24 protein-coding genes are annotated in these 20,701 nt (G+C 70.7%); 10 read left to right on the top strand and 14 right to left on the bottom strand.

Translation table 11 applies throughout. From position 1 onward, the window contains the following. Positions 1–129 precede the first annotated feature (129 nt). Positions 130–615 (top strand): FlaD/FlaE family flagellar protein, encoded by a 486-nt coding sequence (locus tag EXE47_RS11985; RefSeq protein ID WP_049932416.1) that lies wholly within the window; start codon positions 130–132, stop codon positions 613–615. Continuing rightward, positions 612–1,664 carry a hypothetical protein gene (locus tag EXE47_RS11980; protein ID WP_049932418.1) on the top strand — a complete coding sequence of 351 codons (1,053 nt, stop codon included), beginning with the start codon at positions 612–614 and terminating at the stop codon, positions 1,662–1,664. The genes EXE47_RS11985 and EXE47_RS11980 overlap by 4 nt, the downstream gene beginning before the upstream one ends. Positions 1,665–1,693: 29 nt before the next feature. Here the strand turns inward: EXE47_RS11980 and EXE47_RS11975 are convergent, their stop codons facing one another. The 3 genes from EXE47_RS11975 to sppA all read right to left on the bottom strand — a co-directional run bounded on the left by EXE47_RS11975 (position 1,694) and on the right by sppA (position 4,730). After that, a complete protein-coding gene (locus EXE47_RS11975; protein WP_137708352.1) occupies positions 1,694–2,518 on the bottom strand; it encodes a shikimate dehydrogenase in 825 nt (274 codons plus the stop codon). A gap of 97 nt (positions 2,519–2,615) precedes the next feature. Further along, positions 2,616–3,752 (bottom strand): DUF373 family protein, encoded by a 1,137-nt coding sequence (locus EXE47_RS11970; protein WP_086216206.1) that lies wholly within the window; start codon positions 3,750–3,752, stop codon positions 2,616–2,618. A 42-nt stretch (positions 3,753–3,794) separates the two neighbouring features. Next, positions 3,795–4,730 (bottom strand): signal peptide peptidase SppA, encoded by a 936-nt coding sequence (gene sppA / locus EXE47_RS11965; protein WP_049932423.1) that lies wholly within the window; start codon positions 4,728–4,730, stop codon positions 3,795–3,797. 154 nt (positions 4,731–4,884) lie between these two features. Here sppA and EXE47_RS11960 point away from each other — a divergent pair, with 154 nt between their 5' ends. After that, positions 4,885–6,414: a uracil-xanthine permease family protein gene (locus EXE47_RS11960; RefSeq protein WP_137708351.1), complete on the top strand. Its 1,530-nt coding sequence runs from the start codon at positions 4,885–4,887 to the stop codon at positions 6,412–6,414. A gap of 132 nt (positions 6,415–6,546) precedes the next feature. Here EXE47_RS11960 and EXE47_RS11955 read toward each other — a convergent pair whose 3' ends face one another. Continuing rightward, positions 6,547–7,470, bottom strand: a complete 924-nt coding sequence (locus EXE47_RS11955; protein WP_049932428.1) for a coiled-coil protein — start codon at positions 7,468–7,470, stop codon at positions 6,547–6,549. A gap of 270 nt (positions 7,471–7,740) precedes the next feature. After that, on the bottom strand, positions 7,741–8,421 hold the full coding sequence (locus EXE47_RS11950) for a 2,5-diamino-6-(ribosylamino)-4(3H)-pyrimidinone 5'-phosphate reductase (protein ID WP_094592854.1): 681 nt from the start codon (positions 8,419–8,421) through the stop codon (positions 7,741–7,743). A gap of 92 nt (positions 8,422–8,513) precedes the next feature. Between EXE47_RS11950 and EXE47_RS19220 the strand changes: the two genes are divergently transcribed. Together EXE47_RS19220 and EXE47_RS11945 are read left to right on the top strand one after the other, a co-directional pair. Then, positions 8,514–8,639, top strand: coding sequence for a hypothetical protein (locus tag EXE47_RS19220; RefSeq protein ID WP_254921775.1), 126 nt, complete (start codon positions 8,514–8,516; stop codon positions 8,637–8,639). A 39-nt stretch (positions 8,640–8,678) separates the two neighbouring features. Then, the gene (locus EXE47_RS11945; RefSeq protein ID WP_049932432.1) at positions 8,679–9,101 is read left to right on the top strand and encodes a VOC family protein; all 423 of its coding nucleotides are present in this window, start codon (positions 8,679–8,681) and stop codon (positions 9,099–9,101) included. A gap of 28 nt (positions 9,102–9,129) precedes the next feature. Here the strand turns inward: EXE47_RS11945 and metG are convergent, their stop codons facing one another. From metG to EXE47_RS11905, 8 genes are all read right to left on the bottom strand, one after another. Then, positions 9,130–11,280: a methionine--tRNA ligase gene (gene metG, locus EXE47_RS11940; RefSeq protein WP_137708350.1), complete on the bottom strand. Its 2,151-nt coding sequence runs from the start codon at positions 11,278–11,280 to the stop codon at positions 9,130–9,132. Positions 11,281–11,600: 320 nt separating this feature from the next. Then, complete coding sequence (locus EXE47_RS11935; RefSeq protein WP_089307948.1) at positions 11,601–12,515, bottom strand: thiamine-phosphate synthase family protein; 915 nt, start codon at positions 12,513–12,515, stop codon at positions 11,601–11,603. After that, the gene (gene dcd, locus EXE47_RS11930) at positions 12,512–13,132 is read right to left on the bottom strand and encodes a dCTP deaminase (RefSeq protein WP_086216200.1); all 621 of its coding nucleotides are present in this window, start codon (positions 13,130–13,132) and stop codon (positions 12,512–12,514) included. Before dcd ends, EXE47_RS11935 begins: the two co-directional genes overlap by 4 nt. 93 nt (positions 13,133–13,225) lie before the next feature. Continuing rightward, on the bottom strand, positions 13,226–13,969 hold the full coding sequence (locus tag EXE47_RS11925) for a YIP1 family protein (protein WP_049932439.1): 744 nt from the start codon (positions 13,967–13,969) through the stop codon (positions 13,226–13,228). 63 nt (positions 13,970–14,032) lie between these two features. Next, on the bottom strand, positions 14,033–14,659 hold the full coding sequence (locus EXE47_RS11920) for an NfeD family protein (RefSeq protein WP_086216198.1): 627 nt from the start codon (positions 14,657–14,659) through the stop codon (positions 14,033–14,035). Positions 14,660–14,810: 151 nt separating this feature from the next. Further along, positions 14,811–15,101, bottom strand: a complete 291-nt coding sequence (locus EXE47_RS11915; RefSeq protein ID WP_049932443.1) for a hypothetical protein — start codon at positions 15,099–15,101, stop codon at positions 14,811–14,813. Between the two features lie 91 nt (positions 15,102–15,192). Beyond that, positions 15,193–16,950, bottom strand: coding sequence for a pyruvate kinase (gene pyk, locus EXE47_RS11910; protein ID WP_137708349.1), 1,758 nt, complete (start codon positions 16,948–16,950; stop codon positions 15,193–15,195). 213 nt (positions 16,951–17,163) lie between these two features. Next, positions 17,164–18,099, bottom strand: a complete 936-nt coding sequence (locus EXE47_RS11905; protein ID WP_089307945.1) for a sulfide-dependent adenosine diphosphate thiazole synthase — start codon at positions 18,097–18,099, stop codon at positions 17,164–17,166. A 509-nt stretch (positions 18,100–18,608) separates the two neighbouring features. Here EXE47_RS11905 and EXE47_RS11900 point away from each other — a divergent pair. The 5 genes from EXE47_RS11900 to EXE47_RS11880 all read left to right on the top strand — a co-directional run bounded on the left by EXE47_RS11900 (position 18,609) and on the right by EXE47_RS11880 (position 20,071). Further along, positions 18,609–18,875, top strand: coding sequence for a hypothetical protein (locus EXE47_RS11900; protein ID WP_049932448.1), 267 nt, complete (start codon positions 18,609–18,611; stop codon positions 18,873–18,875). Positions 18,876–18,879: 4 nt separating this feature from the next. Then, a complete protein-coding gene (locus tag EXE47_RS11895; protein ID WP_004049526.1) occupies positions 18,880–19,014 on the top strand; it encodes a DNA-directed RNA polymerase subunit P in 135 nt (44 codons plus the stop codon). 28 nt (positions 19,015–19,042) lie between these two features. Beyond that, positions 19,043–19,294, top strand: coding sequence for a KEOPS complex subunit Pcc1 (locus EXE47_RS11890; RefSeq protein WP_086220662.1), 252 nt, complete (start codon positions 19,043–19,045; stop codon positions 19,292–19,294). 119 nt (positions 19,295–19,413) lie between these two features. After that, entirely contained in the window at positions 19,414–19,800 is a 387-nt protein-coding gene (locus EXE47_RS11885) for a prefoldin subunit beta (RefSeq protein ID WP_008440520.1), read from the top strand. Positions 19,801–19,804: 4 nt separating this feature from the next. Beyond that, the gene (locus EXE47_RS11880; RefSeq protein ID WP_049932451.1) at positions 19,805–20,071 is read left to right on the top strand and encodes a DUF3194 domain-containing protein; all 267 of its coding nucleotides are present in this window, start codon (positions 19,805–19,807) and stop codon (positions 20,069–20,071) included. A 66-nt stretch (positions 20,072–20,137) separates the two neighbouring features. On the opposite strand, the gene EXE47_RS11875 is transcribed toward EXE47_RS11880, so the two are convergent. Next, positions 20,138–20,692 carry a GMP synthase subunit A gene (locus EXE47_RS11875; protein WP_049932452.1) on the bottom strand — a complete coding sequence of 185 codons (555 nt, stop codon included), beginning with the start codon at positions 20,690–20,692 and terminating at the stop codon, positions 20,138–20,140. Positions 20,693–20,701: the final 9 nt, after the last annotated feature.

Here is a 20,701-nt window from a genome sequence, read left to right as displayed (position 1 = left end):
AGCGCGCGGCGAGCGCTCCCGGCGCCGGTCGTGCCACCACGACGTTTCTCACCGCTGATAACCGAGGCCTAACTATCATATGACCCCGCCGTGAGGATTCGGGTACGGACGCGAACGACGGACGGAAACATGAGTCTGAATCCACGACGATACGACGTACGGGAGCTGCGCCGGATCGCGGACGCGCCGCGAGACGGTGCGGACGGGGCGCCTCGGGAGCGGGCGCTCCGGCGGCCGAACCGGAACCGAGCCGAGCAGGCGGCGCGCTCGGCCGCGTTCACGGAGCTGCTCCAGCGTCAGCGTGGTGCGCGGTTCGACGGCGACGACCCCGCGGATCGGCCGTACCTGACGGCGATCCCGGCGTCGCCCGCGGCGGAACGCGAGATCGGCGAGTGGCTCGGCTACCTCGTCGACGTCGGCGGCCACGTGCGGAGCCGGGACGTGCTGTCCTACTACGGCGAGCTCGACTGGGTCGGCGACGACGCGGTCGCGGCGCTGACGCGCCGGCTGGAGGGGTTCGACGCCCCGACGCGCGACCGGCCGTTCACGCCGGCGGACCACCGGATCAGTCTCGTCTCCATCGTCCGGATCGCTTCGTGTGCGAGTGACCAATGAGCGACGACGAATCCACGGACATCAACGAATCGGACGAATCGGCAGCGGTCGGCGTAAAACTCGGCAGCACCCGAACGGTGCTCGACGTTCCCGACGGGCGGGGCGGACGGGAGCGCCACTCGGTGCTGACCTGTCTGGCGACCTACGAGGACGCCATCACCGGCGAAGAAAAGGTGCTGTTCGGCGAGGAGGCCGCGGTCGAGTACCCCGACCGCGTGCGCTTCATGCTGCGGTCAGGCCTCCCCGAGGACGACGACAGCGTCGCGGACGCAGAGCGCTTCTTCGAGGCCATCGTAGATGCCTACGACGTGCCCGAGGACAGCGCGGTCGTCTACGCGGTGCCGACCATCGACAACGAGGCGGGCGTCGAGAACCTCAAGTCGGTGATCGAGGGCTCCTCCATCGGCCAGGTCGAGACCCGGAGCTACCCCGAGTCGCTGTGCGGGGCGATCCCCGCCTACGGCGACGACCTTGACGCGATCGACGAGGTGTTCGTCTCGGTGAACCTCGGGTCGACGACGATGGAGGCGTGCGCCTACCGGCGCGGCGAGCAGCTCTCGCCGTTCTCGACCGGCTCGGTGACGGGTAACGAGGTCGACCGCCGTATCGTCGCCGCCGTCGAGGAGGAGAGCCAGGGCCGCGTCCACATCGACCGGACGACCGCCCGCGAGTATAAAGAGGAGCACGCGGACGTGTACGACTTCGAGCCGTTCACAGACGTGATCCAGCAGCCGGGCGGCGGAAGCCACGAGTTCACCGTCGACCGGGGCGTCCGCGAGCCGGTCGACCGGTACATCGACGAGGCGGTCGACGTCGTCGCCAACGAGTTCCTCCCGGAGCTCGCGAACGACCACATGAAACCATACCAGCTGGCGCTCGGGCGCCCCCTCGCCGCAACCGGCGGCATGGCGTGTATCCCCGGGCTCACCGAGGAGTTCGAGAAGCGCCTCGCCGAGGAGCTCGACCGCGACGTTGAGGTCGTCTCCCCCGACAGCCCCGCGACCGCGGCCGCGGAGGGCGCGGCGCGGATCGCGGAACGGCTGGTCTGAGCGGCGAACCTCCCGTCCCGAACCCTTCCTTACTCCAACGCAGCCCGCAGCGCCGCGTTCATCGCGTCGACCGGCGCGTCCTCGCCGGTCCAGATCTCGAACGCCTCGACGCCCTGATACAGCAGCATCCACGCGCCGTCGACGGTCGTCGCGCCCGCGGCGGCGGCCTCCCGCAGCAGCCGCGTCTCGACGGGCGCGTACACCGCGTCGAGGACCGCGAGGTCGCCGTGGAGGTGTTCCGCGGGGACGGGGGTCTCGTCGGGCGCCTCCATTCCGACGCTCGTCGCGTTGACCAGGAGGTCCGCGGCGGCGACGCGCTCACCGAGGTCGTCGAGGCCGCCGCCGGTCGCGTCCGGGACCGCGTCGGCCAGCTCGACGGCCCGCTCCGCGGTGCGGTTCGCGACGTGGACCGTCGCGCCCGCGTCGGCCAGCGCGAACGCGGCCGCCCGTCCCGCGCCGCCCGCCCCGACGACGAGCGCGTCTCGCCCGTCGACCGCCACGTCGTGGTGCGCGAGCGCCCGGGTCACCCCGGCGGCGTCCGTGTTGTGGCCGCGCGGCCGGTCGGCCTCGCCGGCCCGGACCGGCCCGTAGTCGACCGTGTTGACCGCGCCGATGCGCGCGGCGAGCGGGGCGGCGTCGACCGCGTCGAGGGCGTCGCGCTTGAACGGCACCGTGACGTTGAGCCCCGCCACTCCGAGGTCGGCCGCGCCCGTGATCGCCGCGGCCGCGGCGTCGGCGTCCGGCTCGAAGGTGACGTACCGCGCGTCGAGGCCGAGCGCCCCGTAGCCCGCCTCGTGTAGCGACGGCGACAGCGAGTGCTCGACCGGGTTCCCGATCAGTCCGTAAACGTCCATGCCCGCCCCCGCGGCCGCGACCGACAAAAGGCGGTCGGTCGGACGACGCGTCCGCGGTCTACCCGTGCCCTCGCGGCTGAACGTCTCGTCCGGCCGTCTACTCGCGCTGCCCCTCGGCGTCCCGGTCCGCGTCGATGACGTCTTCGAGGGTCTCGGTGCCGACGTCGCTGGCGACCTTGACGCCGACGAGCGACACGACGATTCCGCCGACGATGAACGCCGCCAGCTGCTGGACCGGAGTCATCGCCATCCCGTACGCCGACAGCGGCTGCCGGATCGCCTCCTGGGCGAGGAAGTAGCCCGCGAACCCGCGGACGACGAGGGCCACCGCGGCGATGACGAACGGGAGGTTGAGGTACGGCGTCCGGATCCCCTCGTCGCGGATCAGCTCGTCGAGCAGCCGCCCGACGGCCGCGGTCACGCCGGCGACCGCGAACCACGGGACCGCGACGAAGGTGAACTCCACGACCTCGACGAGCCGGGGCGATCCGGGGGCCAGCTCCGAGGCGGCGAGGAAGCCGAAGAAGCCGCCGACCAGCGCGAGCCCCCCGGCGACGACGTACGTCACGACCGACACCTGTCCGGCGTACAGCGCCTCGCGGACGCGCTCGGGCATTCCCGCCATCAGCCGGTCGATCGCGAGCCCCTTGTACAGCAGCGCGGCGCCGAGCAGCCCGGCGACGCCCGCGACCGCTTCGCCCGCGGAGAACCAGGCGAACAGCGCGGGCACGAGGAGCAGCGCGACCCCGACGGGGACCAACACCGTCGACCGCAGCTGCTCGTCGGCGAGGAACTGCTTGAGGAGGTAGTAGGTGGACTCGATGTCGCGGGCCTGCCGGACGACGACGCGGTCGACGGAGTCGACGGGGACCCGCGACTCCACGACCGGGAGGACGCGCTCGTCCTCGGCGGAGTCGACGACGACGATCGCGGCCCGCGGGTCGTACCGCTCCACGAGGTCGTCGAGCTGGGAGGCGATAGAGCGGTCGGCGCCGACCGCCGTGTCGCTCTCGGCGGAGACGACCGCCACCACCGACTCCTCGCGCTCGTCCCTGAGGTCGCGCGCGACGCGAAGCGACTCCAGCAGGCAGTTCACGCTGGCGTCCTCGGGGTCGTCCAGCCCGGCGTCCGTGACCAGCGACCGGACGGCCTCCCAGCCGGCGACCGGCATCGGGACGTTGGTGGCGCGGCCGATCGCCCCGGAGCGGTCGACGCAGATGACCAGCGTCGTCACGTGTCGACTCACACCGCGACCGGACAAAAATCCTCCCCGTCGCTAGCGGAACTCCACGTCGATGTCGCCGCCGTCGTCGACGAAGGCGTCCGCGACGCCGCTCCCGGCGGCGAACGCGACCCGCTCGGCGCCGATACCGAGCCGCTCCGCCAGTCCGCGCTCCGGCGTGAACTCGCGCACTTCCGGCTCCGCGCCGATCAGCTCCGCGAGCCGGTCCTCCACGTCGTCCTCGGTCCCGAGTTCGTCGACGAGCCCGATCTCCGCGGCGTCGTCGCCGAGGTACACGCGCGCCTCGGTCTCCCGGATCTCTTCGGGGTCCATGTCGCGCCCCTCGCTCACGGTCTCGACGAACTGCTCGTAGTAGCCGTCGATGATCCCTTGGAGGTACTCGCGTTCCTCCTCCTCGATCTCCTTCAGCGGGACGCCGGCGTCCTTGTACTCCCCGGCGGTGAACTGCTCGTAGGAGATCCCCAGCTTGTCGGCGAGCCCCTTCGCGTTCGGTCGGGAGCCGACGACGCCGATGGAGCCGACGAGGCTGGCGTCGCGTGCCCACAGCTCGTCGCAGCCGCTCGCGATCCAGTACCCCCCGGAGGCGCAGGTGTCGGTCGCGTACGCCACGGTCGGCCCGTCGAAGGCGGCGGCGGCCCGCCGGATGTCGTCGCTCGGGACGACCTCGCCGCCGGGCGTGTTGAGCTCGACGAGCAGCGCCTCGACGTCCTCGTCGTCGTCGGCCGCCTCGATCTGCTCGACCACGTCGTCGGCGGTCGCGCCGCCGGGGCCCGAAAGCGGCGAGGGTCGCCCCTGACTTCGCCTGATCGGCCCCGACACGGTCACCTTCGCGGCGTTGTACTCGTCGGCGTCACCGAACCGCCCGCCGGTGAGCCGCGAGAGCACCGCTCGGCCCGCGATCGTCGTCGCCGCGCCCACCGCGGCGGCCGCGAGCAATCCCTTCCGTCCGTTCGCCGGCGCGTCGTCCATACCGTCGGTTGGGCGCGGGACCGTTTATATATACTGTCGCCGGTCGACGCGCGTCGCGGAGCTACCGCGGCACAGCACCGTACCTCCCAACGGGCCGACCCGCGCCCGCCAAGGGCCGAATTTTTGTACCCCTGCGTCGATGAACGCCACAGGAATGGGAGGGAACGAGGACGACGACGCGTTCGTTCGGTACGGCATCGACGACAGACCACCGCTCGGGAGGTCGCTTCTGCTGGGCGCGCAACACTACCTCACGATGGTCGGGGCGAACATCGCCGTGCCCCTCATCCTCGCCGGCGCGATGGGCATGCCGGAGTCGGTCATCCCCCGCTTCGTCGGCACGTTCTTCGTCGTGTCGGGGATCGCGACGCTCGCGCAGACGACGTTCGGCAACCGCTACCCGATCGTTCAGGGCGCGCCGTTCTCGATGCTCGCGCCCGCGCTCGCGGTCATCGGCGTCGTGACGGCGAACCCGCCGGCCGGCATCGAGGCCTGGCGGGCCGCCCTGTTACAGCTTCAGGGCGCGATCATCGTCGCCGCGCTCGCCGAGGTCGCGGTCGGCTACTTCGGCCTCGTCGGTCGACTGCGGAAGGGTCTCTCGCCGGTCGTCATCGTCCCGGTCATCGTCCTCATCGGTCTCTCCCTGTTCAACGCCCCCGAGATCACCGCGGCCGATCAGAACTGGTGGCTCGTCGGCCTGACGCTGGTCGCCATCGTCCTGTTCTCGCAGTACCTCGGCGCGCGGTCCAAGCTGTTCCAGCTGTTTCCGGTTCTCCTCGGCATCGTCGTCGCGTGGGTACTCGCGGCGTCCCTCTCGGTCCTCGGCGTCTTCGGACCGGAGACGCCGGGTTACGTCGACTTGGCGAGCGTCGCTGCCGCCGACCCAGTTCACCTCATCTACCCGCTTCAGTGGGGCGTGCCGAGCGTCACGCCGGCGTTCGTCATCGGGATGCTCGCCGGCGTCGCCGCCTCGATCGTCGAGTCCATCGGCGATTACCACGCCGTCGCCCGGCTCTCCGGCATGGGCGCCCCCAGCAGCGAGCGGATGACGCACGGGATCGGGATGGAGGGGCTGATGAACGTCTTCTCCGGGGTGATGGGGACCGGCGGGTCGACCTCGTACTCCGAGAACGTCGGCGCCATCGGTCTCACCGGCGTGGCCTCGCGGTACGTCGTCCAGATCGGCGCCGCGCTCATGATCCTCGTCGGGTTCGTCGGCTACTTCGGCCAGCTCGTCGCCACCGTCCCGAGCCCGATCATCGGCGGACTCTACATCGCCATGTTCGCCCAGATCGTCGGCGTCGGGCTCTCGAACCTCAAGTACGTCGACCTCGACTCCTCGCGCAACATCTTCGTCGTCGGTATCGCGATGTTCACCGGACTGGCCGTCCCGGAGTACATGCGGAGCGTCGGGGGCGTGGACGCCCTCCAGCAGGGGCTGGCCGAGGCCTTCCTGTTCGGCCCGCTCCTCGGGGCCGACGTGGTCGCGAACACGGTCTACGTCATCGGGTCGACGGGGATGGCGGTCGGCGGGGTCGTGGCGTTCCTCCTCGACAACTCGATCCCGGGAACGGCCGCGGAGCGGGGCCTCACCGCGTGGGAGGACGCGACCGAGGCGGACGCGGAGTTCACATCTGCGTACGACCGCTTCGTCGCCGAGGACGAGCCGACGCGCACCGACTGAACGGCGTCGAGCCGAGCCGTTCGGTCGGGATCGCCAATCCTCGGCGGACCCCCGACGACCTGCGCGTGGCCGGCGACGGACCCGTCGCTCGGCGCGTCGCAGAAGAACCGCAGAAAGGTCGCGTCGCCCGGCTTACAGGAGGCCGGTCTTCTGGAGCTTCATCAGGTCCTCGGTGTCGAGCGTCTCGCCCTCCTTGAACTTCTGATAGATTTCCTCGGCCTCTTCCTTCTCCTCTTCGCGCTTCTCGGCGCGCTCGTCCTCCCGCTCTTCTTCCTCCTTCTTGTCGAGCTCGCGCAGGCGCTTCTGGACGCGGACGAAGTCCTCGTGGTGGCGGTCGGCCGCCTCCTGGGCCTCGACGAACAGCTCGTGCATCTCGTCGGCCTCGTCGCGGATGTCGTCGGCCTCGCGGTAGGCCTCGATCATCTGGTTGTGGTGTTCCTGGGCCTTGTCCGCGAGCTCCGTCACCTTCTGGTGGTGCTGGGACGCCTCGGAGCGGACCTCCTCGGCCTCCTCGACGAGGTCGTCGAGCTCGCTCGTGTCGTCGACCTTCTCTTTCTTCTCGGCGAGCTTCTCGCGTTTGTCGTCGATCTTCTCGATGAGCTCGCGCTCGTCTTCGGCGTCGAGCACTTCGGTCTGCTGGCGGAACTCGAGGTCCTCGATCTCCTCTTCGAGCTCCTCGATGGACTTACCGGAGCCGAGTTCGAGGTCCTGTTTGAGCTCCTCGACCTCGTCGAACAGCTCGTTGGCCTCGGCGTTGAGCTCGTTGCGCTTGTCCTTGTGCTCCTGGACCTGCTCGTTGAGCTCGTCGCGCTGTTCGCGGTGTTCCTGGGCCTCGTCGACCTTCTCTCGCGTCTTCGCGTTGAGGTCGTCGCGCTTGGAGGCGCGCTCGGACGCCATCTGGTTCAGCTCGTTGCGTCGGTCTCGCAGCTGCCCGGCGCGTTTGATGAGCTGCCCCTTGGAGCCGTTGTCCAAGTCGTCCTCAGAAAGGTCCACGTTGTCCGCCTCGTCCATCGGTTCCACGTCGTACTGCTCGATGACTTCTTCTTTCGTTACCATTTGTTATCTCTCCATCACCGCTCCGGCGATAGCGGACGCTCGCTGTGGTGCGTCGGGCCGTCTGCAAGAACTCCCGTTCATTTCAGCGTGCGATTCCACCAGCGCCAGAGGCGTTCTGGTACCCGCAACTACCTGCGGACGGCATATAAATACTTCGGTGATTTTCGTGTACACCGGTGGCACGGCGCGTGTACTCCGCGATTTCGTGGTTACCGTTCACACGCCGCGGGCCGCGTCCCCCTGCTCACGACTCGCCTCGCGTCCCCCTGCTCACGACTCGCCGCCGCCACCGCCGACCTCGTACGAGAGGACGATCCCGTCGTCGAACCGCTCCGTCTCCGCGAGCGTCAGGTCGGGGAACTCCTCGGTGAACCCGGCCCCGTCCGCCAGCGTCGGCGCGTCGCGGCCGCCGATCACGAACGAGCCGACGTAGACGTGGAGTTCGTCGACGAGGCCGGCCTCGAAACACGAGAAGATCACCTCGCCGCCCCCCTCGACCATCAGCCGGTCGACACCGCGGTCCGCGAGCGTCTCGAACCCCTCGGCGACGTCGACGCGCTCCTCGCCGGCCACGATCACCTCCGCGCCGGCGTCGGCGAGCGCCGCTCGACGGTCGCGGTCGGTCGCGGCAGAGACGAGGAGATACGTCGTCGCCGCGTCGTCGAGGACCCGAGCGTCCGTCGGCGTCCGTCCGGTCGAGTCCACCACGACGCGCGCGGGGTCGCCCGGTCGCCCGTTCTGGAGCCGCCCCACGCGACGGTCCTCCTCGTCGAGGGTGAGGTGCGGATCGTCCGCGAGGACGGTGCCGACGCCCACGAGCACCGCGTCCGCGGCCGCCCTGACCCGGTCGACCCGGTCGAAGTCCTCCGGGCCGGAGATCCGGAGCTGTTCCCGGCGGCGGGTGGCGAGCTTCCCGTCGACGCTCTGGGCCGCGTTGACGACCACGTGCATACCGGAGGGTCGGCCGGCGGCGGAATGGTCGTTTCGGTCCCGGGGGGTCGCTCGTCCGAAGGTATATCGGTCGCGACGCCGAAACGACGGTGATGCGGACCTCGACGCTCCTGATACTGGTCGGCGCGCTCCTGTTCGTTCTCCCGCTCCCGGGGACGTTCGTTCTCGGCGCGCTGGTCGTCCTCGCCGGCCTCGTCGCTCGCCTGTTCGGGCTCTAAGACGACACGGTTTCCCCGGCGCCGGCCGAGCGCCTACCCGTGTCCGACCCAACCGCCCACCACGTCGGGATCACCGTCGCCAACTTGGACCGCGCCGTCGACTTCTACGCCGAGACGTTCGGCCTCGACCTCGTCGCCGAGTTCGCGGTCGGCGGCGACGCCTTCGCCGAGGCGGTCGCCGTCGAGGACGCGTCGGCCGAGTTCGCCCACCTCGACGCCGGCGGCTCGATAGTCGAGCTCGTCGAATACGAGCCGGTCGGCGAGGAGAGCCCCGACCCGCCGGAGCTGAACCGTCCCGGGGCGACGCACCTCGGCCTCTCCGTCGACGACGTGGAGGCGTTCTACGACGGCCTCGCGGACGACGTGGAGACGCTGAGCCCGCCTCGGCCCACCGAGAGCGGGACCACCGTCCTGTTCGTCAGGGACCCCGAGGGGAACCTGATAGAAGTGCTCGACGCCTGAGCGGCGCTGCGCCGGCCGGTCCGTCGCCTCACTTCACCTTCGTGCCCGGTCCGGCGCCCTCGTAGGTGGTGAGGAGGTCGGCCTCCTCGCCGGCCGCGAGGACCATCCCGTTGGACTCGACGCCGAACAGCTCCGCCTTCTCCATGTTCGCGAGCACGATCACCTTCGTGTCGGGCAGGTCGTCGACGTCGTGGAGCTGCTTGAGCCCCGCAACGATCGTCCGGGTCTCCGCGCCGAGGTCGACGGTGAGCTTCAGCAGGTCGTCGGCGCCGTCGATCCCGACCGCGTCCTCGATCCGCCCGACGCGGATGTCCAGTTCTTGGAAGTCGTCGAAGCTGATGCGGTCGTCGCTGAGGGGTTCGATGTCGGTCATGTCGGTGTCGTCGGCGTCGGCTTCGTCGGCGTTCGCGTCGGTTCCGTCGTCGTCGGTCGCGTCCGCGTCGTCGTCGCGCTCCTCGTCGCCGTCGTCCGCTTCCGCCTCGGCGACGCGCGCTTCGAGCTTCTCGTTGAGCGCCTCGACGCGCTCGTCTTCGATCTGTTCGAACAGCTCGGTCGGCTCGCTCAGGTCGCCCGCCGGGCCCTCCCGTGCCGCCTCGACGGTGGTCTCGTGGACGGAGCCGGGCTCGCCGAGCTGCTCCCAGAGTCGTTCGCTCTTCTCGGGGCCCAGCGGCTCGAAGAGGACCCCGATCGCCTTCGCGAGCGCGACGCAGTCGTAGATGACCTGCTCCGCCTCGTCGGGGGCCTCGTCGACGAGCTTCCACGGCTCGTTGCGCTGGATGTACTCGTTGCCGTACCGCGCGAGGTCGGTGACCGCGTCGCCCAGCGCCCGCACGGAGTAGTCGTTGACCGCGGCGGCCACGTCGTCGACCGCCTCGTCGATCCGCGCCGCCACGTCGTCGCTCGGGGCGTCGGCGTCGGGGCCGCCCTCGAAGTTGCGGTGGGCGAACAGCAGCGAGCGGTAGAGGAAGTTGCCGACGGTCCCCACGAGCTCGGTGTTGACGCGCTCGGCGAACTTCTCCCACGAGAAGTCCACGTCCTGCTGGAACCCGCCGTTGGTGGCGAGGTAGTAGCGCAGCGGGTCCGGGTGGAACCCCTCGTCGAGGTACTCGTCGGCCCAGACCGCGCGGTCGCGGCTGGTCGAGAACCCCTTCCCGTCGAGGGTGACGAACCCGCTCGCCATCACCGCGCGCGGCTCCGCGTGGTCGGTCGCCTCCAGCATCGCGGGCCAGAATATCGTGTGGTGCTGGATGATGTCGCGGCCGATCACGTGGACGATCTCGCCGCCCTCGGGGTGGTCGTCGCTGGCGCCCTCCTTCCAGGCCGCCTCCCAGTCGAACGCGTCCGCGCCGACGCGCTCGGAGTACTGCTTCGTCGAGGAGATGTACTCGATCGGGGCGTCGACCCAGACGTAGAGGACGAGGTCCTGCGGGTTCCCGCCGGGCAGGTCGATCCCCCAGTCCATGTCGCGGGTAATACACCAGTCCTGGAGCCCCTGCTCGATCCACTCGCGAGGCTGGTTGCGGGCGTTCGAGGTGCCCTCCAGCCGGTCGAGGAACTCGGAGAGGTAGTCGGCGAACTCGGAGACCGCGAAGAACTGGTGGGTGCGCTCGCGGTACTCCGCGGGGTTGCCGGTGATCGTCGACTCGGGGTCCTCGACCTCGCCGGGTTCGAGGTGGCGCTGGCACCCCTCGTCGCACTCGTCGCCGCGGGCGTGCGCGCCGCAGTAGGGGCAGGTCCCTTCGACGTAGCGGTCCGGGAGGTACTGGTCGTCGACGGGGTCGTACGCGACCATGATCTCCTTCTCGTAGAGGTGGCCCGCCTCGTCGAGGTCGCGGACGAGCTCCTGAGTCACCGCCGTGTTCGTCTCGTCGTGGGTGTGGCCGTAGTTGTCGAACTCGACGTTGAACTTCGGGAACGTCTCCGCGTAGCGCTCGTGCCAGTCGAGCGCGAACGCCTCCGGGGAGACGCCCTCCTGCTCGGCGTTGACCGCGACCGGCGTGCCGTGCATGTCGGAGCCGGAGACGAACGCGGTCTCCTGCCCGAGTCGTTCGAGCGCGCGGCTGTACACGTCGCCGCCGACGTAGGTGCGGAGGTGACCGATGTGGAGGTCGCCGTTGGCGTACGGCAGCCCACAGGTCACCACCGCCGGGTCGGCCGTGGGGAAGTCGTCGTGGCTCATGTGGTGTGTGTATGTCGTATGTCGGTCGATCGGGTCTAAAGCCCGCTGGTTCTGGGCCGTCGCGGCCGGCTCGGGAACTGGTCACACCGCGGCCGGGTCGACGGTCCGGGCGCTGCGGAAGGGCGGCGGGATTCGCCGCCGCGCCGGCGTCGGCCGCGCTACCGGCCGTCGCCGCCGCGACGGGTCCGCCCGCCGCTAGAAGGAGCGCGTCCGCATCCCGGACCGCCGTGTCCGTGTCACGCCCGTGAATTTGGACGGTCCGGTCTAAAACCCGTCGCCCGTGACGGGGTCACGGTCGGTCGCGGACGACCTGCCCCGCGTCACAGCAGGCCGCGGACGATCCGCGCCGCCTCGGCAGCGGTCGGCGCGAGGACGTACACGATCGGCTCGACGCCGACCGCGCCGGTCTGGTACGCCACGAGCGTCTCCGCCTCGTCGTCCGCCGAGCGGTCGGCGGCCGCGACCGCGTCGGCGACCGCCTCGCGGGTCTCGCGCTCGGCGTCGAACTCGACGGTCGGGTGCGACTCGCCGAGCGCCGCGACCGTCTCCGGGTCGTACCGGAGGTTCACCGCGCCCCGGACGCCGGACCCGGCCTCGCGCGCCGCGAGCAGCACCGTCGCGACGTGTTCGCTCACGCCGAACTCCGGCTCGCCGGGCACCATCGCGCGGCCCTTCACGTCGACGAGCCGGCCCGGGACCGCGGCCACGTCGTCGACCGTGGCGGCGTCGTCGGTACACTCGGCGACGTTCGCGCCGACGTTCGGGATGAGCCCGGCGAAGCCGGAGGCGTTCGTCAGGGTGCGGAGCCCGCGCCGGACCGAGGTGAGGACGCGCTCGCGCTCGCGGAGCCCGCTGTCCGGGTCGTGGACCGAGAACTCCACGTCGGCGTCGGCGAGCCCCGGCATCGCCGCCTCGTGGAGGTCGGCGAGCAGGTCGCCCTCCTCCAGCTGGCGGATCAGCACCTCGATTTCGACGAGCGCGGCCACGGGCGTGAGGTCGCCGCTCGCGAGCCCCTCGCCGACGCGCTCGACGAGGTCGCGTACGCGCTCGTCCGCGACGATGTCTTCGTGCCTGGCCACGTCGCCGGCGGCGTACTTCGAGACCGCCGACTGCGAGATGCCGAGGGCGTCGGCGACCTCGCTCTGGGTGAACCCGCGGTCGCGGAGGTCCTCCGCGAGCATCGAGCGGACGGTCGGCAGGAACTCGTCGACGACGACCTCCTCGATGAACCTCATCGCCCGTCACCTCCGGCCGCTTCATCGGTGCGGCTATCGTTGGCGAACTCCGGATCGTCGCCGATCCGCGACGCCTGCGGGCCGTCCTGTCCTTGGTACTTCGAGCCCCGCTCGGCGCCGTACGGCCGGTCCGCGGGCCGCTTCAGCTCGGTGAAGGTGAGCTGCGAGACGCGCATGCCGGGCGAGAGCGCCACGGGGGCGGTCCCGAGGTTCGAGAGTTCGAGGGTAATCTGGCCCTCGTAGCCGGGGTCGCACAGCCCAGCGGTGGCGTGGACGACGATGGCGAGTCGCCCGAGCGAAGAGCGCCCCTCGACGTGCGCGACGAGGTCGTCCGGAATCCTGACCCGCTCGGCGGTCGTCCCGAGGACGAAGTCGCCGGGGTGGAGGATGAACTCGTCGCCCTCGGCGACGGTCGTCTCGGTGACGTACTCGCTCACCTCGCCGGCGTCTGTCGGGTGGATACAGGGGATGTTGGTGCGCTGGAACTCCAGGAACCGCTCGCCGAGCCGCAGGTCCACGCTGGCGGGCTGGACCTGCTGGTCGACGTCGTCGAGCGGCTCGATCGCGAGGTCGCCCTCGGCGAGCCGGTCGAGGATGTCTGCGTCGGACAGGATCATACCGAGAGGGGGAGCGCCGGCGGCTTAAAAACACCCGAATCGGCGGCTCCGAGCGCTCGAACCGACGCCCGGGGCCGACCGCTCTGGGAGCGCTCAGACCGCCGCGATCAGGAGGGCGATCGCGGCGAAGAACGTCGCCACCCCCGCCGCGGGGCCGCGGTCGAGGTCGTGTACGGCCTCCAGCCCGCCGACGACCACGACCCACTGGATCGCGATCGCTACCGCGGACGCGACCAGCAGCGGCCCCGTCGCGCTCGTGATCGCGGCGACGAGGTCCGTCGTGAGCGCCTCGAACGACGACCCCGCGGGCGCCGCGTTCGAGAGCGTGTACCAGATCGCGACGATCCCGGCGCCGAGCCGGAGCAGTTCAGCCCCGATCGCCCACCCGGCGATCACGAAGGAGTCGCCGACGGAGCCGGAGCCGCCCGCGACGAGCGCCCCGACGTGGAGCGCGAGCGCGAACGCGACCCACCAGATCGGGACGCCGAGCAGCCCGTAGTGGATGTAGCCGTTCGCGGCGTCGCTCAGTTCCTCGCCCGCGTCGACCTCGATTTGCTTCGGCTCGTCACACTCCTCTGCGAACGCGGAGTCGGGGTCGTCGCCGAAGGTCTCGCAGGTCGACTCCGAGGGGCGATCCGGGTTGTCGACCGTGATCTGCTGGTCGACCGTCGCGTCGAAGACGGCCCCGAGCGCGATGATTCCGACACTGGTGCCGATCGTGACGACGACCAGCATCGCGACCGCGACGGTCCCGGCGCGGGGAGAGTCGAACGCGTCGCGGACGCGGTCGAGGACGCTACCGATCGGACTCGTGAGGACGGCGAGCGGGGAGGGCACGCCCAAGCGATCCGGGGCGACACACAAGTGCTTTTTCGGTCGAACGCGCCGCCGCCGACCGCGTCACTCCCGTTCGAGTTCGGCCTCCGGGTCGGCGCCCTCTTCGGCCGCGTCCGCCTCCCGCTCGGCCTCGCTCGCCGCGGCCTTCCGCGCGCGGTCGGCCGCCAGCTCGCGGTCGATGTCGTCCTCGACGTACCCCATCGACTCCACGGTGACGACGTTCCCCCCGCCGGGGTCGACCACCATCACCTCTTCGCCCTCGTCTATCGTCCCCTCCATCGACCGGGCGGAGTAGTGTGGGTTGAACCCGCCGCCGGCGAGTTTCACCTCGCCGCCCGTGGGCGTCACGCGCTCCGTGACGGTTCCGGTCTTCCCCTTCAGGGAGTCGCTGTCGCTGGTCTGCTGTTGCCCCTTCCCGCCGTAGAAGTCGAACTCGTGGTAGGCGTAGAAGGCGGCCGCACCGAACACGAGCGTCAGCAGCGCCATGAACAGGGTGAGGAGGGCGCCGGCGACGCCGAGCGAGGTCAGCGCCAGCCCGCCGAGCCCGGCACCGATGAGCGCGATGCCGACGACGATGAAGTTCGCCCCCGGCGCGAGCGCCTCCGCCATCGAGAGCAGCAGCCCCGCGGTCAACAGCAGGAGGGGGAGGGTGTCCGGCGAGAGGAGTCCGGACTGTGCCAGCGCGTTCATGTTCGGTCCTACGGCCGCGGCCTGATAAGTGGTGGTGCGCGCGGTCGCGCGGCGTCCGACGAGCCGTTGACGCTCTCCCCTCGGGCCGTCTCGCCGCTCGTCGCTCGGACGCTCTCGACGCTCCTCGTCCGGTCTCCCCGCGGCGTCCGACTCAGAGTCCGACCACTAAGGTGCCGACGGTGAGGGCGACGCCGAGGACGACGAACGCCGCGTGTTCGAGGGTGATGTCGCCCGGCTCGATCGGTTCGTCCGCCGGGGTGGCGGTGTCCTCGGTGACCCCGTCCGGCCCCACGTCGTCGACCGAGAAGCGCCACTCGGTCCCGCCGTCCGGGCCCTTCTCGCCCGCGTCGTTGGCTCGGCTCCGATCGCCGGTGACGGCGTCGTCGCCGGCCTCGACGGCCGAGTCTCCGTCGCGGGCACCGTCGCCGGATTCGTCGCTCATACGACCTCGTACGCGACTCCGTAATAAATGGCTGGCGGGCGCGTCGGTCCCGGACCGAGCGCGGCGGTCGCGTCGCGGGCGTCGCCGGTACTTACCGCTCGCGGGCCGCGCGGAGCACGTCGCCGTCGTAGACGACGCCGCGCTCGCCGTCGACGGTCACCGTGGTCCCGTCGGCGACCGACTCGGGGAGGGCGGCGCCGGAGACCATCGGGACGCCCAGCTCGCGGGCGACGACGGCGGGGTAGCCGGTCATCCCCTCGCGGGCGTCGACGATGCCGGCGATCCGGTCGAGGTCGCCGCCGAACTCCCCGTTGAACTCGGGCCCCAGCGCGACCACGGAGTCCTCGGGGAGCGCGTCGAGGTCGCCGTCCTCGGTCCGGTGGACCGGGGCGGCCACGCGGCCGGCCACGGCCCCTTTCCCGGTCACGAGCGTCTCCGCGGCGACGTGGACCTTCAGGGTGTTCGTCGTGTTCGTCCCCTCCAGCTCGGTGAGCATCCCGGAGAGGACCACGAGGGTGTCGCCGGACGCCGCGCCGCCGCGGTCGAGCGCGGCGTCGACCGCGTTGTCGAGGATCGACTCCATGTCGTTGGCGTACTCGGTCAACACCGGTCGGACTCCCCACGAGAGGGCGAGCTGTCGGCGGACCCGGTCGTTCGGCGTCGTCGCGACGACCGGGACGCCCGGGCGGAACATCGCGGTCTTTCGCGCCGTGAAGCCCGACTCGGAGACCGCGACCACCGTGAAGGCGCCGATGTCGCGCGCGAGGTAGCGCGCCGACCGCGCCAGCGCCTCCGTCCGGGAGCCCTCCTCGGCGGTCGGGACGCGCTGCTCGCGCGTCTCGGCGTACTCGTCGCTAGACTCGACCTGCCGGACGATCCGGTCCATCGTGTCGACGACGTTGATCGGGTCCTCGCCGACCGCGGTCTCGCCGGAGAGCATCACGGCGTCGGTGCCGTCGAGGACGGCGTTCGCCACGTCGGAGGCCTCCGCGCGGGTCGGCCGCCGCGAGGAGACCATCGAGTCGAGCATCTCCGTCGCGGTGATGACGGGGACGCCCTCGTTGACGCAGGTCCGGATGATCCGCTTCTGGATCACGGGCACGTCCTCAAGCGGGCACTCGACGCCGAGGTCGCCGCGGGCGACCATCACGCCGTCGGCGGCGTCGACGATCCCCTCCAGGTTCTCGACCGCCCCGGCGCGTTCGATCTTCGCGACGATCGGGATGTCGTCGCCGCCGCGCGCCTCCAGCTCGTCGGCGATCCGGTACACGTCGTCCGCGTCGCGCACGAACGAGGCCGCCACGAAGTCGGCGTTCGTCCGGGCCGCGAGGTCGAGTTCGGCCTCGTCTTCCGGGGTGATCAGGTCCACGTCGATGGCGACGCCCGGCAGGTTCACGCCCTTCCGGGAGCCGAGCTTGCCGCCCGAGACGACCGTCGCGACCACGGACTCGCCGTCGACGCGCTCGACGCGGCACTCGATCCGGCCGTCGTCGAGGAGGATCGTGTCGCCCGGCTCGGCGGCCCCGATCGAGTGGGTGAGCCCGACGCGCTCGGGCGTCGCGTCGTCGCCTTCGAGGAAGCTCACTTCCGAGCCCTCGGCGAGCGCGATCGGGTCGTCGATCTCGGCGGTGCGGACCTCCGGCCCCTTCAGGTCGACCATCACCGCGAGCGGGTCGTCGATCTCGTCGTCGACGGCGCGGGCGCGCTCGATCACCGTCTCCCGGTGGTCGGTCGTCCCGTGGCTGGCGTTGAGTCGGACGACGGACATCCCCGCGTCGGCGAGGCCGCGGATCGTGTCCCGGTCGTCCGAGGCGGGACCGATCGTACAGACGATCTTGGCGTTTCGCATACCGCCGGGTTCGGCGTAGCGGCTGAAAAAGGCACCCGGTTGAGTCGCTCCCGAGTGAACGTTCGTGAAGAACGGTCCCCTCGCGGGTCCCGGACACGGAGCCCGCGACCGGGGCCCTGCCGGCGTTCGCGGTCGCTCCGCAGTCGAGTACGTATCGCCGAGCGATCGGAACGGTGGAGGGTCGGTCGCCGCAGCGTCAGCGGTGACGGATTTTCAGTCGTCGGCGGGCGCGGGCGCGCTACCGGTCGACAGCGACACCTCGGGCGCGTCGACGCCGAGCTCGTCGAGCGCGGACTGCGCGGCGCGCTTGCCGGAGACGAGCATCGCGCCGAACGTCGGGCCCATCCGCGGGAGGCCGTGGGCGGTCGCGACCGCCATCCCGGAGGCGATCAGGCCGTCGTGGACGACGCCGGTGTGCTCGACGACCGCGTCCTCGCTCTCACCGACCCACATCGAGTCGTGGCCGGGCGAGTCGTGGCCGGGCGCGCCGTACTCGCCGTCGCCCGTCTGGTCCATGCCGGTGTTGTGCTCCTTCGCGTGCTCGATCCCGGGCGCCGAGAGGACGCCGCGCTCGTCGAGCTTGCTGATCGCGACCGCGTCGTGGCCGGTCGCGTCGATGACGAGGTCGGACTCGACCGCGATCGGATCGACGCAGGTGATCTCGCGCGGGAGCGCGTGGACCGGCGTCCAGTTCATCACGATCCCCCCGACCTCGTGGTCGTCCCGGACGACGAGGTCGGTGAACTCGGTCATGTTCTGGACGCGCGCGCCGGCGTCGCAGGCCGCCTTGATCAGCCCGGAGCAGGCCTCCGGCCCCGCGGCGGTGTAGAGCCCGTCCACGTCCTCGACCGGTTCGTACTCCACGTCGAGGTCGTCGAGGATCTCCTGGGCGGGGTCCCGGACCGTCACGGTGTTCATCAGGAACCCGCCGAGCCAGAAGCCGCCGCCGAGGTAGTTGTTCTTCTCGACGATCATCACCTTCACGCCGCGCTCGGCCAGCTCCTTCGCGGCCATCAGTCCGGAGGGGCCGCCGCCGAGGACGATGACCTCGGAGTCGGTGAAATCGAGGAATCCGTCGGTCCACTCGTTCCCGATCGCCTTCGTCACGTCGGTCTCGCTCACGTCCGCGAAGCCGTTGAATCCGTCCATACAACTTGGTAGTATTACTTGGTTGTGAAATGTGTTGCGGTCGATACGCGGGTGTGTGTTCCATTCATATCGGTACTCCGGAGTCGAACACAGCCGAAGCTCAAGCCGCTCAACTCTGCTCGGTCAGCTACAGATCGCCGGTTCCCACCGCCAAAGCCCCAGCCGTGAGGGCGCCGTACGCTCGCTGTGCTCCTCACTCGGTCGCTCACTTCGTTCGCTCCCTCGTTCCGGTGCTTACATCGCCTACGGCGCCCTCACGGCTGCCCCTTCGAGTCCCACCCCGCACAGCGCCGCCCCGTGCCTCACACCTCCCCAGCCTCGTCACTCGCCCTCGCTTCGCTTCGGGCGACTGACTCCCTCGCGCGTGCCCCTCGCGGCCTCCGCTTCGCTCCGGCCGCTCGCAGGCACGCGCCGCCGTCACATCCGGTTGCCTTCTCTCGTCGCGCGTGACTTTCCAACCGCCGCGACTCGCAGCCTTTTTACCTGCGCTGGCGGTAGGAGTGGCTACTATGGCTGAGGACAAGGCTCGAAGCACCGGCAGCGCGGGCCGATTCGGCGCTCGCTACGGCCGGGTCGCCCGCAAGCGGGTCCAGGACATCGAAGAGGAGATGCGCAACGCGACCGTCGACGGCGACGACGTCAAGCGCGTGGGTACCGGCATCTGGGTCAACGAGGAGACCGGCGAGACGTTCACGGGCGGCGCGTACCGCCCCGAGACGCCCGGCGGTCGCACCGTCCGCCGCTCCATCCGCGCCGCGCTCGCCGACGAGGAATAGGACGATGAGCTACAAGTGCTCCCGCTGTAAGCGCGACGTCACCCTCGACGAGTACGGCGGCGTGCGCTGCCCGTACTGCGGCCACCGCGTCCTCCTGAAGGAGCGCGGCGGCGACGTGAAGGAAGTGAACGTCGAGTAATCCGACGCTTTCGTCTCCCTCTCGGACCGTGACGCGCGCACACGAGACGGTCCTCTCGTTCACCTACCCCTCCGAGCGGCGCGCACGGGTCGTGGCCGACGCGCTCGGCCCCGAGATCGGCGAGATCGACGACGCCCGCTCGACCGCGACGGTCGACCGCGAGGGCGACGCTGTCCGGATCCGCGTGCTCGCCGACGACCTCGTGGCGCTGCGCGCCGGCGTCAACAGCTGGTCGCGACTGATCGCCGTCGCCGAACGCGTCGGTACCGGCCGCGATTGAGGATCACCGGAGATGCCGATACGGCGGCCCTTCAGTCCGCTGCGCTGCGAATTGTCCCTCGTCGGAGAAGTAAGGGGTTTTTCTGTCCGGGCCGCCTCGGTCCGCCCATGCAAGGGAACATGCCGCCCGAGGCACAGGAGAAGATCGAGGAGCTGCAGGAGCTTCAGGAGACCGCACAGCAGGTCGCCGAGCAGAAGGAGCAGGCGCAGTCCGCGCTCAACGAGTCGAAGACCGCCCTCGACGCCCTCGAAGACGTCGACGAGGACGCGGGCATGTACCGCGAGATCGGCGAGGTCCTCGTCGAGACGGACTACGAGTCCGCCTACGACGACCTCGAGGACAAGGTCGACTCGCTCGAGGTCCGCGTCGAGCAGCTCACGAAGCAGGAGGAGCGCGTCGAGGAGCAGTTCGACGACCTCCAGAGCGAGCTCCAGCAGATGCTCCAGGGCGGCGCCGGCGGCGGCGGCCCGATGGGACCGGGCGGCCCGGGCGCCGGCGGCGCGTAAGGCCGTGGCCGACGACGCCGACGCCGCCTCGGACCCGAGCGACGATGAGGTCGTTCGCACCGCCGCCGAGGCGGCCGAGGGGATCGTTTTCAAACACTACGACCAGTCGGCCGTCACGGATCTCGACGTCACCGTCACCTTCGAGGACGGGGTCCTCGACGTCGACGTCTACCTCAACGCGCCCGCGGACGCCGAGCCAGACAGAGAGGCGGTCGCGCAGGAGGCGGTCGAGACCGCGGGCGAGGCCGTCGACGAGCTGTTCGACGAGTAGGCGCTCGCCGTCTCCTTCCGTTCTTTCACCGCCGCTACCGGCGGGCCTCGGGTCCGCGCGACGCCGTCAGGCCGACTCGCAGATCGCGACGAAGTTCTCGAAGACCTCCTCGCCGCGCTCCGTGTGCGCGACCTCCGGGTGCCACTGGACGCCGTACAGCCCCGCGTCCGGGTCGGCCATGGCCTCGATGCCGCAGACGTCGGAGGTGGCGGTGCGACCGAACCCGTCGGGCAGCTCGGTCACCTCGTCGGCGTGGGAGGCCCAGACGCGCGTCTCCGGCGCGAGCGAGCCGACGAGCGGGTCCTCGTCGTCGACGATCTCCACGTCCACGTCGGCGTAGCCGCCGTAGTCGCCCTCGCCGACCGCGCCGTCGAGTTCGCTGGCGATCAGCTGCATCCCGAGGCAGATCCCGAGGACGGGGAGGTCGCGGTCGAGGTAGTCCGGCGCGTTCCCGACGCGGTCCATGTCGGGCCCGCCCGAGAGGACGACCCCGTCAGCGTCGACCTCGTCGGCCGGCGCGTCGGCCGAGACGATCTCGGTGTCGACGCCGAGGTCGCGGAGCGCCCGCCGTTCGAGGTGCGTGAACTGGCCGTGGAGGTCGATGACGACGATTCGGGTCATGGCCTCGAT

Origin of the sequence: Halorubrum sp. GN12_10-3_MGM (genome assembly GCF_005435235.1) — an archaeon.
In the GTDB taxonomy this organism is placed as follows: domain Archaea; phylum Halobacteriota; class Halobacteria; order Halobacteriales; family Haloferacaceae; genus Halorubrum; species Halorubrum ezzemoulense.
The sequence above is the reverse complement of the archived record's forward strand: the minus strand, read 5'-3'. Positions and strand labels throughout refer to the sequence as shown.